The sequence below is a fragment of the Brachyspira aalborgi genome (assembly GCF_008016455.1).
Lineage (GTDB): Bacteria > Spirochaetota > Brachyspiria > Brachyspirales > Brachyspiraceae > Brachyspira > Brachyspira aalborgi.
The window spans coordinates 518,932-536,496 of record NZ_SAXU01000001.1 but is presented as its reverse complement, the minus strand read 5'-3'; the positions used below and the strand labels follow the sequence as shown (position 1 = coordinate 536,496).

At 25.8% G+C, this 17,565-nt stretch carries 18 protein-coding genes and 2 tRNA genes; 2 read left to right on the top strand and 18 right to left on the bottom strand.

The window, feature by feature from the left end; translation table 11 throughout:
• Nucleotides 1-25: 25 nt before the first annotated feature.
• From rpsR to EPJ79_RS02390, 17 genes are all read right to left on the bottom strand, one after another.
• Nucleotides 26-460, bottom strand: a complete 435-nt coding sequence (gene rpsR / locus EPJ79_RS11940) for a 30S ribosomal protein S18 (protein WP_147526301.1) — start codon at nucleotides 458-460, stop codon at nucleotides 26-28.
• Between the two features lie 45 nt (nucleotides 461-505).
• Nucleotides 506-946, bottom strand: coding sequence for a single-stranded DNA-binding protein (locus EPJ79_RS02465; RefSeq protein WP_147738312.1), 441 nt, complete (start codon nucleotides 944-946; stop codon nucleotides 506-508).
• The gene (gene rpsF / locus EPJ79_RS02460; protein WP_147738311.1) at nucleotides 927-1,328 is read right to left on the bottom strand and encodes a 30S ribosomal protein S6; all 402 of its coding nucleotides are present in this window, start codon (nucleotides 1,326-1,328) and stop codon (nucleotides 927-929) included. Before rpsF ends, EPJ79_RS02465 begins: the two co-directional genes overlap by 20 nt.
• A 181-nt stretch (nucleotides 1,329-1,509) precedes the next feature.
• The gene (locus EPJ79_RS02455; protein ID WP_147738310.1) at nucleotides 1,510-2,460 is read right to left on the bottom strand and encodes a radical SAM protein; all 951 of its coding nucleotides are present in this window, start codon (nucleotides 2,458-2,460) and stop codon (nucleotides 1,510-1,512) included.
• An 18-nt stretch (nucleotides 2,461-2,478) separates the two neighbouring features.
• Complete coding sequence (locus EPJ79_RS02450) at nucleotides 2,479-2,898, bottom strand: FAD synthase family protein (protein ID WP_147738309.1); 420 nt, start codon at nucleotides 2,896-2,898, stop codon at nucleotides 2,479-2,481.
• A gap of 16 nt (nucleotides 2,899-2,914) precedes the next feature.
• On the bottom strand, nucleotides 2,915-4,120 hold the full coding sequence (locus EPJ79_RS02445) for a DUF362 domain-containing protein (protein ID WP_147738308.1): 1,206 nt from the start codon (nucleotides 4,118-4,120) through the stop codon (nucleotides 2,915-2,917).
• Nucleotides 4,121-4,136: 16 nt separating this feature from the next.
• The gene (locus tag EPJ79_RS02440) at nucleotides 4,137-5,171 is read right to left on the bottom strand and encodes an asparagine synthase-related protein (protein ID WP_147738307.1); all 1,035 of its coding nucleotides are present in this window, start codon (nucleotides 5,169-5,171) and stop codon (nucleotides 4,137-4,139) included.
• Between the two features lie 12 nt (nucleotides 5,172-5,183).
• Complete coding sequence (locus EPJ79_RS02435) at nucleotides 5,184-6,632, bottom strand: hypothetical protein (protein WP_147738306.1); 1,449 nt, start codon at nucleotides 6,630-6,632, stop codon at nucleotides 5,184-5,186.
• A 367-nt stretch (nucleotides 6,633-6,999) separates the two neighbouring features.
• On the bottom strand, nucleotides 7,000-7,830 hold the full coding sequence (locus tag EPJ79_RS02430; protein WP_244289048.1) for a GGDEF domain-containing protein: 831 nt from the start codon (nucleotides 7,828-7,830) through the stop codon (nucleotides 7,000-7,002).
• Between the two features lies 1 nt (nucleotide 7,831).
• Nucleotides 7,832-8,905, bottom strand: a complete 1,074-nt coding sequence (locus tag EPJ79_RS02425; protein ID WP_147738305.1) for a tetratricopeptide repeat protein — start codon at nucleotides 8,903-8,905, stop codon at nucleotides 7,832-7,834.
• A 3-nt stretch (nucleotides 8,906-8,908) separates the two neighbouring features.
• Nucleotides 8,909-9,565: an HAD family hydrolase gene (locus EPJ79_RS02420; RefSeq protein WP_147738304.1), complete on the bottom strand. Its 657-nt coding sequence runs from the start codon at nucleotides 9,563-9,565 to the stop codon at nucleotides 8,909-8,911.
• Nucleotides 9,566-9,661: 96 nt separating this feature from the next.
• Entirely contained in the window at nucleotides 9,662-10,384 is a 723-nt protein-coding gene (locus tag EPJ79_RS02415; protein ID WP_147738303.1) for a hypothetical protein, read from the bottom strand.
• Nucleotide 10,385: 1 nt separating this feature from the next.
• On the bottom strand, nucleotides 10,386-11,744 hold the full coding sequence (locus EPJ79_RS02410) for an LptA/OstA family protein (protein WP_147544842.1): 1,359 nt from the start codon (nucleotides 11,742-11,744) through the stop codon (nucleotides 10,386-10,388).
• A complete protein-coding gene (gene lptC, locus EPJ79_RS02405; RefSeq protein WP_021957899.1) occupies nucleotides 11,728-12,297 on the bottom strand; it encodes an LPS export ABC transporter periplasmic protein LptC in 570 nt (189 codons plus the stop codon). Before lptC ends, EPJ79_RS02410 begins: the two co-directional genes overlap by 17 nt.
• Nucleotides 12,266-12,826 (bottom strand): KdsC family phosphatase, encoded by a 561-nt coding sequence (locus tag EPJ79_RS02400; RefSeq protein ID WP_147738302.1) that lies wholly within the window; start codon nucleotides 12,824-12,826, stop codon nucleotides 12,266-12,268. The genes lptC and EPJ79_RS02400 overlap by 32 nt, the downstream gene beginning before the upstream one ends.
• Nucleotides 12,827-12,871: 45 nt before the next feature.
• Nucleotides 12,872-12,944 (bottom strand) — tRNA-Arg (locus tag EPJ79_RS02395).
• Nucleotides 12,945-12,953: 9 nt separating this feature from the next.
• Nucleotides 12,954-13,036 (bottom strand) — tRNA-Ser (locus EPJ79_RS02390).
• A 208-nt stretch (nucleotides 13,037-13,244) separates the two neighbouring features.
• Between EPJ79_RS02390 and EPJ79_RS02385 the strand changes: the two genes are divergently transcribed.
• Together EPJ79_RS02385 and EPJ79_RS02380 are read left to right on the top strand one after the other, a co-directional pair.
• A complete protein-coding gene (locus tag EPJ79_RS02385) occupies nucleotides 13,245-14,042 on the top strand; it encodes a Cof-type HAD-IIB family hydrolase (protein ID WP_147738301.1) in 798 nt (265 codons plus the stop codon).
• Between the two features lie 130 nt (nucleotides 14,043-14,172).
• Nucleotides 14,173-15,876, top strand: coding sequence for a motility associated factor glycosyltransferase family protein (locus tag EPJ79_RS02380; RefSeq protein WP_147738300.1), 1,704 nt, complete (start codon nucleotides 14,173-14,175; stop codon nucleotides 15,874-15,876).
• A gap of 49 nt (nucleotides 15,877-15,925) precedes the next feature.
• Here the strand turns inward: EPJ79_RS02380 and EPJ79_RS02375 are convergent, their stop codons facing one another.
• Nucleotides 15,926-17,338 carry a DUF4132 domain-containing protein gene (locus EPJ79_RS02375; RefSeq protein WP_147738299.1) on the bottom strand — a complete coding sequence of 471 codons (1,413 nt, stop codon included), beginning with the start codon at nucleotides 17,336-17,338 and terminating at the stop codon, nucleotides 15,926-15,928.
• Nucleotides 17,339-17,565: the final 227 nt, after the last annotated feature.

Sequence of the window (17,565 nt, the reverse complement as noted above, 5' to 3'; positions counted from 1 at the left end):
ATATTTTGCTTTTTAATTTTTTAAATCAATATCTAGTTTCATAAGGCAAAAGCGCAATATTTCTCGCTCTCTTTATAGCCTTCGTAACCATTCTTTGATGCTTTGCGCAAGTTCCATTTAATCTTTTAGGAACAATTTTACCGCTTTCTTTGACATATCTTTTCAAAAGTTTTATATCCTTATAATCCAAAATATCAATATCGTTTTTACAGAAAAAGCATATTTTCCTTTTAAAGTATCTTCTTCTTGGATTGCCGATTATAGGATTTCCATCTTTATCTTCTCTATTGTAATAATGTCGTCTATCGCTTCTATAAAATCGATTTCCTTCTTCCGAATTGTTTTCACGATTTTCATTATTATCGTTATTTTCATTATTCTCAATATTGCTTTCGGCATTATTATTTTCTAAATTATTATCAATGTTTTCATTTTCTAAATTGTTATTTTCTAAATCCATTTTTATTCTCCTGATAAAAAAATTTTCTTTTATAAATTAAATTAATCAAAACGGCACTTCGTCATCATCCGAAAAACCGCCAATATCTACGCTATTCCCCATAGAAGAAGGCGCATAGGTAGCGTCCATATTTGGACTACTTGCTCCTCCGCTTCCAGAGGAAGAACCGAGCATTTGCATAGTATTCATTATAATTCTAATTTTAGACCTGCCCGTATTCGTATCTTTGTCTTGCCATCTTTCTTGTCTTAAAGTTCCAGATATTGCAATCTGTTTGCCTTTAGTAAGATATTTTGCAACTGTTTCTGCAGATTTACCGAAAGCTACTACATCAAAATAATTTACTTCGGTAGAATTTTTACTGCTCATATAATAATTATTTGCTATTGAAAATTCTGCGACAGCCATCCCGCTTGGCAAATATTTTTGAGTAGGGTCGGATACAAGTCTTCCTATTAACATTACATTATTTAAATCTGTAGCCATAAGATTCCTCTTCTTCGTTATTATTATTTTCTCTGTTTCTTTCTCTCATTTCCGCTCTATTTTTTCTTCGTATAGCTTTTTTGCTGTCTTGCTTTTCTATTATTTCATCCAACCTTACGATTATAAATCTTAATATGCTAAGTTCATAACGCAATTCTTTTTCGATAGCGGATAAACTTTTTCCATCGCATCTAAAATGATAATAATAATATTTACCTTGATTTACTTTACGAATAGGATAACTCAAAGTATAGATGCCGTATTCCGATTCGTCAAATATTTCGGCATTGTAATTTTGAAGAATTGATTTTACATGCTCTTTTGCTTTTTCATGCAGAGAATCGTTTATCTCTGTTACAAATAGAATCTCATATTCTCTCATTTTTTAACTCCTTGGACAAAGCCTCTTTAATTTTTTATTAATTATTAAAGAAGCGAAGTATATTTTTTTATTTTCAAATATTATATACTTTATATTAAAAAAAGTCAAGTTTAAATTTTATATTTTATAAAAAAATTCCGATAATAAATATACATTTTATGCCGTTTTTCGATAAGCATATTCAAACATTACTGCTCTGCTCTGCTCTGCTCTGCTCTGCTCTGCTCTGCTCTGCTCTTATGTTATCAACAAATAATAAAACTTCTTCCCATTCTTCTTTATTCACTTGTTCGGCTGGCAATATTTGTTTTCCTTGCGTGCCATAACAATAATAGCATGCTTCAACGGGAGGTTTTTCTTCGGCGAATTTCAAAAATTTACTCGGATTAAAATTATCTCTAATATAAATTCCGCATTTATCTGAAAATTCAAAATTTTGAACTATATGCGCTATGGTAGCTCTCGAACATATAGAAACAAAACCATTTTCTAAAGTTAAACATACTTTTGCAAAAATGCAATTATTATATGAATTCATCATTTCTTTATAACTTAATCTTTCCATATTAACATCTCCGCAATATGACCACATATAATCTCCTGTAGCAAACTTATGATAAGAGAAAGGAATTTTTAATTTTTCTAATTTATCTTTTAATTTGATTGCCGTATTATTATTAATCTTACCATAACTTGATATTCTAATATGTATTTTCTTACCGCGTTTTATATTTTTAAGAATATTATCTTTTGGTATTATAATGCCGTTGGTTGCAAGTGTAACGGTTTTAATTCTTTTGTTTATAATTATATAATTTAATATTTTCTCATATTCGGGATGAACAAAAAATTCTCCTCCCTGTATTTGTAATTGCCATATATTCATGTGTTTAGTTATAGTTTTCAAATCGTTAATTAATTCGTTTGCTTTATAATACGGTATTATTTGACTTAAATACGGCGAAAAATTAGCGCAGTTTTTACATTTCAAATTGCATTTTTGATTAGTTATAAAAACTAAATTCGGCAAAGTAGGAATATCAATTTTAGAATGCATATAATTTCTAAAATTATCTCTCCATTTTCTAATCGGTATCCACCAAGCTATATTGTCTATAATTTTTTTATTCATTGTTTTTTATCCTTAAAATTAAATATTATCTCTTGTCTTTATAAGTATCTCGTTAATCAAAGTCGAACTTGTGCCTTTTGTATATGGAAAATAAATTACTCTCACATTAACCTCTTTAAATTTATTCTCCATAATTTTCCAACTATCCGATTCATACCAATCGTCTCCAACAAATAAAACATCAAATTTTATCTTTTCCCAAACTTTAAATTTATCTATTTCGTATTGAGGAATTGCAGAATCAACATATTTTATATTTCGCACTATTTCTATTCTCTCTTCAAACGGTATAACGGCTTTTTTATTTTTATATTTTACAAGTTCGTCTACTGAAACGCCTACTATCAATTTATCGCATAAACCTCTCGCATTTTTAAGCAAATTTAAATGCCCTATATGAAATAAATCGTAAACTCCCGAAGTATAGCCTAATATCATTATATAAATCCTTAAATTAATTAAATATTTTTATTTTTTCCCATAGTTCTTTTACTTCAAAATCAAGGTATTTATCATGGTTATTAAAAAAATTTTCATTCTTTTTATTATTTATAAAGACTTCTATATCTTCAATATTTATAGAATATTTTTTTATAAAATAATTTAGATAGCTTATGCCATACGGATTAATCCCCATATATCTTGTGGCGACTATATCCGCTAATAATAAATCTTCGCTTGCCAATAAAGTTTTAGAGTTTACGGAATTGGGACAAAAAGGTCCTTGCCCTTCTCCTCCCATAATTCCGTCTATAATAGTAAAATTTTTTCCTTTTCTATTTAAAAAAGCTTGATATAAATCGCATACCATACGCCATATAGTATCGTTCCCTGGCCACGCCCCGCGCTCTTGAATTTTTTCTTTTTGCATTTTTTCATAAATTTCTTTATTAGGATATTCGTCACCGCCTATATTTGGATATCCGACTTTCCAATGCACAAGCTGATTTTTATTTATTATTGAACCTACTAATCCCTTCAAGTTTAAAGTAACGCCCGTTTTATGATGAGTTTTTAGTTTTGGTATAGATATATAAAGGTTAGAATTATAAATACTTGATGAAAAAGTATATAATTGATTATCTCCGCTATGAGATTTTATCGTTTCTTCTCTCTCGTCAAATACTCCTCTAAATAATGTCGGGTCCATTCCATAAAAAAGAGATTGTTTTTGTAAATTTATAGTAGTTCCCCCGTTAGGGTCGCCCGTTTGTTTTTTCATTAAATCTTTTTTTCCATAATTTTTTAAATCGTCACAAAATAATGGTCTTAAATCCAATATTTCCACTAAACCTTTATATTTAATCTCAAGTCGTTTTATATTGGTTAATTCCATTAATTCGTTAAAATTAGCGTCTATCGAAGGATTATCTCCTATATATATTTTTCCTTTTCCATCCAAAGATTTTACAACTCTATCGCATACCGCTTCTATCAAATTATGGTGAGTAATAACGCAGTATATATCGTCTTTATGTCCGCAGGATTCTCGCCACTTTGAAGCTACCCAATTAGGTTTAATAAATACGCAATCATTAGGTTTTATTAAATCTTTAAAAGGTTTTTCTTTATCCATATTTAAATCTTCAAATAAGCTATCTAAAGATTTATTAATATCTTTCATATCATAAGATTTTGATTTCGCTATAGAAACTTTCATTTTAATTCCTTAAATTTTATAAATTATTTATATTCATAAACCATTCTAAACAATATACAAGCCATTTTTGGTCGCCAGATAAAGAACTTATATTTTTACTTATAAATTCTTCTCTTATATTATTTCCGTTATAATCCGAAAGCCATTTTTCCATAGGTCTTCTAAACGGTATTTTTTCGGCTACATTAAAATTAGGGTATCTTTCTTTAAATAATTCTCTAATTAAATATTTACTGTTCCCATTTCGTATTTTATCTAAATCTAATTTATCATTTAAATACATATTTTCATAAGGTTCTATAGCTTCTATTCCCGCTAATGAAAAAGCATTTTCAAAAGCTTGAATTATACCAACGCCGTGAACCTTATTTAAAAAGCTTAAATAATCTATATATTCTCCTTGTCTAAAAGGCTCATATATATAATCTATATTTGAATATTCTTTAAGAACATCGTTAGGCATTACAAAAGTATATCTATTAACAAATTTATAAAATAGCCAATCTTTTGAAAGCAATTTATCCATACCTCCAAAATTTGAATCCGCTCCATTTCCAACTATTAATTTATTTATATTATCTTTTTTAGCTTCTATACCAGCTTTATATAAGGCAACTTCTATTGCATGCAAAGGCGCTTTCTTGTGTTCCATAAGTTTAGGGGCAAATTGCAAATAATCTTCCCAATATACATTTACTGTTTTATGCTCTAAATCATAAACTTTACAATATTCTTTAGCTTTTATACTCTCGTTTATTGCATTTTCTGCGCTGAAATATATCGTATAAGCTTTAGTTCCTTTTGGTAAATATGAAGCTAAAATTGCCGAATCTATTCCACCGCTTAATAATATGCCTGTATTTTTATCTATTTCTTTACTTAAATATTCTTTTAAAAATCTATCTATATCTTTTGCGTTTTTTACTGGATATAAAGATTCTTTTCTTAAATCAGGATATTTTGGTATCAATAAATCATTAAAACCGTAATCTTTTTTAGGTATATATCTAAACGCCAAATATAAACTCATAGCTTCTTTTTTATCTATCATAAAATTCTCCTTTTATTTATTTACAAATATATCGCTTAAATATTCCGTTATTATTTTTCCCGCAGAACCTATATTAATAAAACTGTCTTTTATTAAATTAAGCCTTTTATCTTTCATATAGTCGTTTTCTTTTATAATTATTTCGTTAAAATATTTATTTATATCTTCTTCGTTATAACAAAGATAATAACTATTTACTATTGGCTTTGCAAAATCGTTAAATGTATTTTCAATCAAATTTTCCTTTTCGGGATTAATAAGATAAATGCATGGATTTTCGCTCGGTAAATATTCGGCTATAAAAGAACCGCTATCGGTAATTAGGCAAGAACTTTTTCTAAACAAATCAATATATTCTCCATCCGAAATATATATTCCGTTATTTGAATTATTCCATTCTTTTATATAATTTTCATAATATTCTATATCCATAATTTTATAATCAATAATTCTATCTCTTAAACTTGGATGAGGCTTAAAAACAAAATTTATATTAGGATTTTCTTTAAGTAATTTCATAAAATATTTATGATATAAATTAAAAGTTCCTAATCTAATAAGCGTATCGGTTTTGCCTATAGTCCAATGAGGAGCATAAATAACTATTTTATTGCCATTATCTATTTTTTTAGGAATAATGCATTCTTTTATATCTTTTTTATAACTATCTAATTTTGGATATCCCGTTAAAACCGTATTAAATCCGTTATTAATATTCATATGTTTCTTATAACAATAATAAGTTTCAGCAAACATTTTATAACAAGTATTAATACTTGAATTGTTATAATGATAATCATCTAAACTAGCTACATTAATTGAATAATTTATATAACAAGTTAAATATTTTAAATTGATATTAATGTTTTTAAATACGCCAAGAGAAAACATATTTGGATTATTAATAAATATTATATCGGGCTTAAAATTCTCAATATCTATAGCTTTCATATTTTCCATATTATAAGCGAATAAAGTTCTATATCCTCTTTCTTTAAATAAATTGTAACTTTCAATAGCTTCTTTAAAATATGTTTGATTTTCATCAAAAAAATTATCTCTCGGATGAACTACAAGAATATAAGGGTCAAATATTTCGCTTTCAAGCATAGAATAGTAAATTGATTCCATTCCAAATTTAGCGCTCTCAGGTATTAAAAATATAACTTTAATTTTTTCTCTATTTTTAGATTTTTGTTTTAATAATTCTTCTTTATACTTATTAAAATTATAAAATGAATATTGCATATTAGCATTAAAGTATTTAGTATTATTATCAAGCTTTCTATTAATTTCATAATAAATATTTTTGATAGAGTCTCTTAAACTTCTAATCGGAATCCACTGCGCTATAAAATCAATATCAGATTTTGAACTCTTCTTTCTAACACTAATTTTTATAAATAAAATTTTTATTATTATATATTTTTCGTCTTCATGCTTTTCAAAGAGTTTAATCATTTTGAAAACTCCTTAATAGAAAAATAATTAGATAATTCTTTAATAAATAATTTTCTGCAATGAAAAAATCGCCGAAAAAATTTATAATGCGGCGTGTAGTGTAGTGTAGTGTAGTGTAGTGTAGTGTAGTGTAGAACTAAACATATAAAATCTCCACCTTAATTTTTAATAAATAAATTATACAATATTTAACAAAATATGTCAAATTTATTACAACGAATTAATTAAAAAAACAAAAAAATTATAATAAATATTTTACCTTATTAAAAAATTAAGGTTTTATATAATAGTATTTTTCATAAATAATCTCACCCTCTTATTCAATTTTTCACAATGATTAATCATAATATTGAATAAGAGGGCTTTTTTAATCTTCTATTACTGATTTATTTCTGCCCGATTGCTTTGCTTTATAAAGAGATTTATCCGCTTTATCTATAAAATTATCTAAAGAAATATTTTCTTCTTTAATCGCTCCGCCCAAAGACGCTGTAGCTTTAAGAGAATATTCTTCTGTTGAAAAATCTGTTTCGTTAATTTTATTTCTTATAAATTCCATAGAATTAAAAAGTTCTTTTTTATTATTTATATCGAAAACTATAATAAATTCTTCGCCTCCGTATCTTGCGAAAATTGATTTATAAGATAATTTTTTTAAAGAGTCTTTTATAACTTTGACGGCGGTTTTTAAAATATAATCTCCGACATTATGCCCGTAGCTGTCGTTATAATGTTTGAATTTATCCAAATCAATTATAGCTATAGAATAAATTTCTTTAGATTTTTCTTTATTCAATAAATATCTAAAAACATATCCTCTATTATAAATTCCCGTGAGTTTATCTCTGTTTGCTAAGAAAGATAATTTTTCGCTGTAAAGTATTAAAGCAAAATGATTGATTAATAAATATAAATATTCTTTTTCAATATCGCTTTCTATTATAATAAAACCAAAATTATAATTTCTTGCAATTAATTTATATTCGCATCCGTTTTTTAAATCGGACTTATTATTTGAAACATACCATAAAATTGTCTCTCCGTTTTCTTTATTAAAATAAATAGAAAAATTTTTAATTAATTTTTTTGAATTATTTTCAAATATTTTAATTATTCCATCAACGGAAAAAGGTTCGGGAATCTTATTCAAACTTTTAATGATTTTATTTATTTCTTTTATTATTTCTGTTTCTTTCATTTTACTTAAAATAAAGGCTGTTAATAATATTTTTTGCAAAAGATATTAAATAAGCGCTTATATAAACGCTCGAAGATAAAGTTAAAATAATCGATTCTTTGTTTTTAATCGCAATCGCCATAGCGTTGAAAGTATAATTATTTTTAATTTTTGAAGTAAATATAATGTTTGCAAAAGTATCGTTATATTCTTTTCTGTTTTCTATAGAAAGAGGCGAAACTATAGAATATATCTCTCCGCATTTTTTCTTAAAATCGTTTATTATATTATTTATCTCTTCGTTTTTTAAATTTAAACTCTCATAACTAATCATAATCGATATTGAACTATTTTCATTTTCTATTTTTAAAATTCCGTTTTCAATTTTAGCGTTAAAATTTTCGGGAACGAGCAAATTAAATCTATCGGGATTTGCTTGAATAGGAGTCAATTTTCCCGCATAGAAATTTGATTTTTCTTTTATAATTTTTATATCGTTTATTCTACTTAAAATATTATTATCTTTTTTTACCGTTAAAGCTCTTTCTAAAATATTTATCGCATCGTCATATAAATACATTGCCTTATAAGTTATTGACATATTAATCATAGAAGCGATATCGTTATAATTTAGAGAAATCGCTTTTTTATATTGCTCCAAAGCTTCTTTATATTTTCCTTCCATAGATAAAATAACGCCAAATTGTCCGTAAATTGAAGAATTTGCATTTCCTAATTTTATTAAATTGTTTATTACTATTTTTGCCTCTTCGTATTTATAAAGACTCGTAAGCGCTTCTATTTTATTTTCAAGCAAATCTTTATCGTTGTTTATATAATTTAATCCTTTATTTAAAATATCTATAACGGCTTTATAATTTTCTTCCTCGTAATAAATATCCGACAAAACCAAATAAGCTTCTTTATATTTCGGTTCTTTTTTTATCAATTCTTCCGCCAATCTTTTCGCGTATTCAAAATTATTAATATCCAAATAATTATTAATTTTATCAATAATATTTTCTTTTTTTTGAATTTCAACTTCTTTTATAATTTCCGTTATATTTATTTCATTTTCTAAAATATTATCTTTCATTTATTATCTCCATTTTACAATTAAAAAACCTTCGTTATTATTTAAAATATATTTCCTAAATTTATTATTCGGATTAACGCATATTTTAGTTTCGGCAAAATTTAAAAGCGGTAAATCGCTTATTGAATCGCTATAGGCTATATTTTTATATTTATGATTAGGAAAAATATGCTCGGTAAATAATCTATATCTTTTTGCAGCTCCATAGCAATTTTTACCATACATATAACCCGTGAACTTTCCTCTAAATGTCCAAAGTTCCGTTCCCATACATTTATTGAAACCTAAATTTTTCGCTATAAATTTTGCATATAATTCAAAACTCGCCGTAACCATAATAAGAGTATAACCTTTGCTTTTAAGTTTTTTTATTTCTTCTAAAGCGTCTTTGAAATATAAATTTGTAATTATAGAATCTGCAAATTCTTTTCCTATTTTTTCTCCAAATTCTATAGTTATATTTCTGAATATTGACGCTATTTCATATTTTATTTTATTATTGTCTATAATTTTTAAAAAGAATAAAATCAAATAAGGAATTAATCTTATATAATATATTATGCTTTTAGGATTTTTTTTTAAGTAGAAAATCATAAACGGAATTATAGAATCTTTTTTTATAATAGTTTTGTCCAAATCGAAAAATGCAATTCTCATAATTATTTTATTCTACTATAAAATTAAGTTTTGTCAAAGCAAATTTGCATTTTATTATCGTTATATTTTTATTAAAATAACTAAAATTAAAAAATTAATCTAATCGTATCTTTTTATACTCTTATAAGGTTCTCTTAAATTAAAATTAATTATATTTATATACCAATTATAATAATCAAAATCTTTTACTTCTGCCATTATAGAATGTCTTTCAAGTTCATGAATATCGTATTTTGCAAAAATCATAGCTACGGTTTGAAGAATATAATATTCAAATATATTTAATAAAATTTTATTATCCAAATATTTTATTTTTTCGTTTGAAAGCAAAGGATAAAGGCTGATAATAGCAAGAGATTTTGTAGGATTAATTTTTTTATTTTCTAAAACCAATCTGTCTATAAGTTTGTCATTTGAGTTTATAGGAATATTGACTATTATTATATTATAATTTTCAATCTCTCTTCCGATTATTTTCCAATATTTATCGGAGTATATAATATTTTCAAACGATAGATTTTTTTCTTCAAATAATTTCTTTTTTTTATTCAATATATTTCTATTTGATTTATAAAAACCTTGAGGACTATTTCCTGAAGCCAAATTATATTTTATTTTATAACCTAAAATTTTATAAGTTAAAAAAGGCATTCTATTATTAAAAATATTCATAAAATCCATAAGCTCAAAAGAAGCCAAATTATCGTCTTTAACATACATTATATTTATAGAATATTGAATATTTTTATTAAGAGGTTTTATACTTTTTTGACATGATATTATAAATAAAATAGAAAAAATGAAAAAAATTGATTTCGGCATATTATTCGGGTATCTCTCCGCTAACTCCGTAAGCCTCTATTTTTTCCGTTTCAATATAATATTTTATTTCTCTTCCTCGAACAATACTCTCGCCTTGTTTCAAATAAGGAGTTTCGCCCCATAATCTTAAATATTTTCTTCTATCAAAATAAGTAGCCCAAGCGCTCCTCGAATTCATATCTTTACTTTCTACAAAAACATCGCCGTTCGCTCTTAATTTTTCATCGTCATTAAACATTTGCATTGTGACAGAAATTATTTTTATACTTCTATCTTCAACATAAGCGCAAGGCTCTCCGCTGATTGTGGCTATTTTAGTGTCTGGGTCCAAATGCAATAATTCTCCTTCAAGCGACAAACTCTCGTCATAATCGACAAGCACTACATCGTTATGAAAAATAATATCTTTGAATTGGTTAGACTCGCCGTCTTTTTTATATTCTATCCATTCTCCAAAAGCTATGATTCCTCTATTTGGTATTCTCACTGAAGGCTCTTGATACATATACATATGTTCGTTTTCAATTTCATATTCAACATATCCGCCTTTAAGAATCATATTCTCTTCGTAAAAATAAGCCGTAACATTTCCATAAGCGTATAAAGTTCTTGTTTGTCCATCCTTTCCTGCATAATCATTAACGACTATTCTATCGGCGGTTACTATATTATAATTGCTAAATTGACTTTCATTATTAGTTTTTGTTCCTTCGACATAATTATTAGTTTGAAGAATATATATTTTTCCTCTTCCCATAACATTCGCTTCTGAAATTTTAGAATTATATTCTAAAATTTCGCCTTCTATTCTATCGTTTCCTTGATATAATCTCGGATTTCCTTTTAAGACAGATACTTGAGTGTCCATATTATATGATAATTCATCCGCATAACCATCCGTTTTTTTGTCGTTTTCTTTATCTATATGAGTTAAATGAACATTGCTTATAGCTTTTGCCATCGGAGTATTAAAATCTCTTTCCATATAAGAACTTCTTATTGTAACATTATTTGTAGTAGACCTTAAAATGGGTTTGTTTCTTGCATAAGCGTATTTAGTTTTTCCGTCATAACTTGCATATCCTGCATTTATTGTAGAGCCGTTAGTTTTGCTATAAAGTCTAACATTCCCGCTAAAAGTTGCAATTTCCGTTTCTTTATAGAATGTCATTACATGGCTTGTTATAATCGCCGAAGAATCTTCCATTTTTGAATTTCCCGTATATTGAAAAACTTGCCCTTTATTATCGTAAGTAAATTTATCGGCGCTTCTTCTTGAAGGCGAACGCGTTTCCGATTGAGAAAATAGCGAAGAAACTATTATAAATAATAATATAAATATTTTATTGTTCTTCTTCAATTGGCACTCCTATAGCGTTTCCTTCGTCAACTTCATTATATATAATTATATTTTCCATAGACATATCGCCTATCATACTACTTCCCGTTAACCAACTTCCGTCTTCTTGCTCCACTTTAACGGGACCGGGACTCATAAAAAGTTTATTTTGATTATCCCATTGAATATGCTTGCTGTATAAAGTCGTATTATTAGAAGATTTTGCTACAACATTTGTAAATATATCGATAAATAAACTATCTTGATTTACATTAACAAAATCTCCCGATACTCTTGCGGCAACTTTTTTATTTGATTCATAAGTATAAGTTTGCATATCGTAAAGCTCTATCATTTTTCTTTTTTCGTAAAATTTAGCGTTCGTTGCAAATAATTCCATCTGCTTAAAATTTGTATTATAGCTTTCTCTTCTAAAACCGAAAAATTCCATTTCAGGCGGAGGAATAAATTCTTCACTCATATTATTATTGTCAATTTCGTTAAAATTCGTGCAAGAAAAAATAATAAAAATTATAATCAAATTAAAGCTTGCAAATTTCTTTAATAACTTCATTATAAAGCCCCTTTGCTTTTAAAATCATATCTATAACCTCTCTCACGACTCCATCGCCGCCTTTTTTATTTATCGTTATAGTAGCCAATTTTTTAGCTTCTTTAATTGCATTTTTAGGAACAAATGAAACTCCCGCATATTTAATAGGCGCTAAATCTATAATATCGTCTCCTATATATGCCAATTCCTCTTTATTTAAACTATATTTTTTAATTAAAGTCAAAATTGAAGGCATTTTATAATCTTCTCCAAGTATTAAATCTTCAAAATTATGCGCTTTAAATTTATCGAATCTTTCTCTCACGCAATTAGCTTTTCCTCCCGATATTATAGCAATTTTTATGTCGGATTTCAACGCCATAACTATTCCCATTCCGTCTAAAGTATTAAAAAATTTACTCTCGACTCCGTTATCGTCAAATATAATTCTTCCGTCAGTCATTACTCCGTCAATATCGGAAACTATTAGCTTTATCTTTTTGAGTTTATTAATATTAAGCAAGTATGAAATATGATTTTTTATAGTCATTTTTTATATCTCATAATTCAAATATTTTTTAAATTTAGACATAATTGGGGCTTACAGGACTCGAACCTGCCCACCCGGTTTAGGAAACCAGCGCTCTATCCAGATGAGCTAAAGCCCCGTATAAATTCGGAAAGTGTGGGACTCGAACCCACATGGGTGTTAGCCCGGCGGTTTTCAAGACCGCTGCTCTACCAATTGAACGAACTTTCCACTAAAAATTATAACATATTTGAAATTTATTGCAAGCGTTAAATTGTAATTAATTATAAAAAATTATTTTAACGATTTATTTCAGTATTGTAAAATTATGTTTTTTGTAAATAACTAAAAAATTTTATTTTAATTTGTCAAAATATTATCTATATTACCTTTATCAAATCGCTTGTTTTTAAAATAATATATATTATAATTTATAGCTATGAATAATTTAAAAAATATAAAATTAATAGCCACAGATTTGGACGCCACTTTATTAAATAACGAAAGTGAAATAAGCAAATACAACAAAGAAATTTTTGAATATTTAATGAATAACGGAGTAGAAATAATTTTATCTACGGGCAGACCTTTTGAGGGAATGATTCGCTATAAAAATTATTTAAATAATAAAAACGAGTCCATAGTTCTTAACGGTTCTTTAATTGTCGATGACAGCGGAAAATTTGTTTATAACGAGCCTTTGGAAGAAAAAACCGCTTTTAAAATAATGGATATTTATAAAAAATACGATGTTTATTTGCATGTTTATTGCGGAAATAAATATATAGCCTCTGAAGAAGATTTTTATTTTAGAAGATATGTTCAAAAAGAAAACCTTAAAGAAATTTTTATAGGTTTACATAATATAGAAAAATTTGAATTTAGCAAAATGCTTTTTATAGGCGATAGAGAAGTTTTGGAAAAATTGCAAGACGAAATAAGAGAAACCGTTAAAGTTCATACTTCTTTTTCGCATACAAATTTTTTGGAAATATTGAGAGACGGAATAAATAAAGGTTCTGCCCTAAAATGGCTTTGCGATAAAAAAGGAATAAAGAGAGAAAATGTAATCGCTTTCGGCGATAATTACAACGATATTGAAATGATTGAGTTTGCGGGAGTCGGAGTCGCTATGGAAAACGGAGAGGAAGAACTTAAAAAGAGCGCCGATTATGTAGCTTTAAATAATAATGATGACGGCGTTGGAAAATTCTTAAAAGATTTTCTTGATTTATAATATTAAATATAAAATTTTTTATGAGATTATTATAAATTATATAAACAAAATGAAATCTTTTACTAATAATGAAAATGAAATATCCGACAAAAATTATAATACTTGTTTAATTTAAAGATTAAATTATTTTATGAATATTTCGGTAAAATTGCATAACGCTTTAAACAATGATTTGAATAATAAAAAAAGCGAATACAAAATAGAAAAAAATACAGACGGTTTTATTATAGCTTATAAAAATAATAGAGCGGTTCATAGCAAATATAATATTGAAAACGAATGCAAAAGAGCTTTAGAAAAAATCAATAAAAATAAAAATCTTCTTATAATTTACGGCTACGGTTTGGGTTATATTATTAAATATTTGATTGAAAATATTGAAAATTATTTTGATAAAAAAATTTTGGAAAGTTTAAAAATAATAGTAGTCGTAGAAGACGATTATTTATTTAAATATTCTTATTATAATATTTTTAATACCGACAAAAAAAATATTTTCTTTATTTATGCCGAAGACAATATTGATTATATAAATAAAATTGTAGATTACAAAAATATAAACGGAGTAAGTTTGGTTTTGCTTCCGTCTCTTACAAAAGAAGAAAAAGATAAAGCTAATAAATTTTACGAAGAGATATTAAATAATATTGAAAAAGAATTTTCAAATATATGGACGAATTTGTATTTTGAAAATATTTGGACAAAAAATATAATTTTAAATAGCGAATATGTAAATAAATCTTCCGATATTTCTGTTTTTAAAAATGCGTTTAATGGTTTTAATGCTTTGCTTATCTGCCCTGGTCCAACTTTAATAAATTATATAGAAAAAATTAAAACTCATAGAAAAAATTTAATAATAATATGCGTTGATACGAGTTATTCGGTTTTATGCAAAAATGGAATTATTCCCGATTTTATTATAACTGTTGATGGAGGATTTTTTAATTCTTTAGATTTTGTATGCGAAAATAAAAAATTTCCTTATTTAGTAATGGATATAGCTTGCAATAAAATTATTCCAAAAATTATTTATGATAGAACAAAAATTATAAGATTTACTTCAACTGACAATTTAGGAATTGTTGAATATTTAAAAAAGTTTACCGATATATCTTCGCTTACGACTTCAAGCACAGTTGCGACTACAATGATAGATTTCGCTTATTATACTAATTTCGACAAAGTTCTTTTAATCGGTTTTGACAATAGTTATCCTTACTATCAAAGACATATTAAGCATGCTTTATCTTACGAATATATGATTAATAAAACGAGCAAATTAAAGACTATGGAATCTTATTATTTTGACGCTATAAAAAATAATTCAAATGTAAATGTTTATCCGCCTACCGAATTTATTTTTGAAAACCAAATTGAATATTTTAAAGAATTAAAAAATAAATATTCAAAAATGTTTATAGGAAGAATAAAATCCGATGCGATTGATATAAATTCTTTTAAAGAAGATATTATAGAAAATTTTTTAGAAGATAAAGCGAGAGAAAAAGTTTTAAATATAGCGGAAAAATTATATAAGATAGACAAAAAAGACGATATAAAAAAAGCCTACATTGAATTAAAAAATATTTTAGAAGAGTTTAGAAATATTTTAATAAATTATAAAAAAAACGATTATAACGAAATAATAAATATAATAGAAAAATATAAAGAAAAAGCTCCGATATTAAAAAATATTTTATCCGCGGTTATTATAATGAGCGAGAGAGTAGAAGCCGATATTAAAAAAAGATTAGATTTTTTGCTTTCGGAAAGTTTAAAAAATGTTAATTATTTTTTAAAAAGAATTAATATTATTATTGATAGATTATAATTTTACAAATGCCAAATTATAAGATTTGTTTTATTAATAAAATATCGCATTATTTCAAATAATTAGAGAGTATTAAATAAGCGCCGTATTCAAATCTTTCATCCGCATTTCTGAAATTTATTTTTATGTTAATTTCTTCGTCATTATAAGCGCCGTAAAAAATGCCCGAAGTTATAATTTCTAAATAAGCCTCGTTATAAGTGTCGAATAAATAATAACCGTATATAAATCCCCCGTCTCCGAATTCCGTTTCTAAACATAATTTTGAAGCCAATCCTCTAATTGTTCGAACTGTGACAACTGAAGGAATTTTTTTTATTAATTCTTTTTTTGTTTTTGTAGAAAGTTGATTAAAAGGTTGAACTATCTCATAATCGTTTAATTGTATTTGCCACTTTTCTATAATTTTTTTATTTATCTCTATTGGACTTATTAGTCCGATTAAAATTTTATCTTTTAATTTTTTATCTTCTAATTTTATCTCTTCATCGTCTTCGTTATTAAAAGAACCGTCTTCCATATATCTAAAAGTTTTTAATAATTTATTTTTTTTATCGTAAACACCCCATATAAGTTTTATTGCAAAATCTTTTATTAAAGGATTATTAAAAAATATTTCTTTCCAATCTTCAAAACTCCATTTTCTACCGTCCAAAAAAACATATTGCAATCTTTCCGTTTGTATTTTTAAAACTCTGTTAATTTCGCTCTTTAATTTTGAAAGTTCTTTTTTATCATTTTCGGGAAAATCTTTAGGAAAATTTTTAAACTCTTTATTTTTTTCTTCATCAAATATTGAAATGCTAAAATCATTTTTTAAAGTTATTTTGAATTTTTTATTTTCTGCTTCAACTATTCTTATTCCATCTTTATCAAAATCAAAATCGGGAATTATTTTATCTGCAAAAACTTCTACATGAATTCCAATTTCTTTTGCGATTAAATTCAAAATAGCCTTGCAAGTAAATCTAACGGTTTTTTGTTTTAATTTTTTTGAAGCTTCGTAAACCAAATTCAAAGCCGTTTTCGTTCCGTTTAAAGCTATAGCCTCAAACATAAATGACGCATATTTAGACCTTGAGCTTGCAATTTCTTTAGCTTCTTTATACAAATTATTAATCTGATCGTTTGAAGCGAATATGCAATAAGGATAAAGTATATTTTTAGTTTTATTGTCTTTTTTGCTTGCAATATAAATTTTTTCAAGCGCTTCTCTAAAAGAATTGTTATCTAAAGAATAGCCGATATTATCGACATTATCCAATCTCAAAATTTCTTTTAAGTTTAAATATTCTCCAATAATATATTTTATAACTTTTGGAGAAACTTTGACGCTTTTATCTTTTATAAAAACATTTGAAATTTCAGAATCTTTTATAAACGCGGTAATTTTATCGTATTTATTATTATAATTTTTTTCTACGATATCGTTAATTTCTTCGATACTTAAAGGCAATTTCAAATTATCTTTCCTTAAATTATTTTTTAGACAAATAGAATAATGCGAATTTATATATAAGTCAATAATATAAATAAATTAAGTTTTTATATAATTATAAAAGATAATAGAAAATTAATAAGATTCTATTTCATTTAAAATTTGACTTTAATTAATAGATACTTTTTATAAAAAGTGCGTAAAATTATTCATTATTTATTATCGATAGTAAAAAATAAATTTTACTTTAC

What these genes read in the sequence shown, in the direction of transcription:
- rpsR (WP_147526301.1), bottom strand. Translation starts at nt 460, where the DNA reads ATGGATTTAGAAAATAACAATTTAGAAAATGAAAACATTGATAATAAT.
- EPJ79_RS02465 (WP_147738312.1), bottom strand. Translation starts at nt 946, where the DNA reads ATGGCTACAGATTTAAATAATGTAATGTTAATAGGAAGACTTGTATCC.
- rpsF (WP_147738311.1), bottom strand. Translation starts at nt 1,328, where the DNA reads ATGAGAGAATATGAGATTCTATTTGTAACAGAGATAAACGATTCTCTG.
- EPJ79_RS02455 (WP_147738310.1), bottom strand. Translation starts at nt 2,460, where the DNA reads ATGAATAAAAAAATTATAGACAATATAGCTTGGTGGATACCGATTAGA.
- EPJ79_RS02450 (WP_147738309.1), bottom strand. Translation starts at nt 2,898, where the DNA reads ATGATATTAGGCTATACTTCGGGAGTTTACGATTTATTTCATATAGGG.
- EPJ79_RS02445 (WP_147738308.1), bottom strand. Translation starts at nt 4,120, where the DNA reads ATGAAAGTTTCTATAGCGAAATCAAAATCTTATGATATGAAAGATATT.
- EPJ79_RS02440 (WP_147738307.1), bottom strand. Translation starts at nt 5,171, where the DNA reads ATGATAGATAAAAAAGAAGCTATGAGTTTATATTTGGCGTTTAGATAT.
- EPJ79_RS02435 (WP_147738306.1), bottom strand. Translation starts at nt 6,632, where the DNA reads ATGATTAAACTCTTTGAAAAGCATGAAGACGAAAAATATATAATAATA.
- EPJ79_RS02430 (WP_244289048.1), bottom strand. Translation starts at nt 7,830, where the DNA reads ATGAAAGAAACAGAAATAATAAAAGAAATAAATAAAATCATTAAAAGT.
- EPJ79_RS02425 (WP_147738305.1), bottom strand. Translation starts at nt 8,905, where the DNA reads ATGAAAGATAATATTTTAGAAAATGAAATAAATATAACGGAAATTATA.
- EPJ79_RS02415 (WP_147738303.1), bottom strand. Translation starts at nt 10,384, where the DNA reads ATGCCGAAATCAATTTTTTTCATTTTTTCTATTTTATTTATAATATCA.
- lptC (WP_021957899.1), bottom strand. Translation starts at nt 12,297, where the DNA reads ATGAAGTTATTAAAGAAATTTGCAAGCTTTAATTTGATTATAATTTTT.
- EPJ79_RS02400 (WP_147738302.1), bottom strand. Translation starts at nt 12,826, where the DNA reads ATGACTATAAAAAATCATATTTCATACTTGCTTAATATTAATAAACTC.
- EPJ79_RS02385 (WP_147738301.1), top strand. Translation starts at nt 13,245, where the DNA reads ATGAATAATTTAAAAAATATAAAATTAATAGCCACAGATTTGGACGCC.
- EPJ79_RS02380 (WP_147738300.1), top strand. Translation starts at nt 14,173, where the DNA reads ATGAATATTTCGGTAAAATTGCATAACGCTTTAAACAATGATTTGAAT.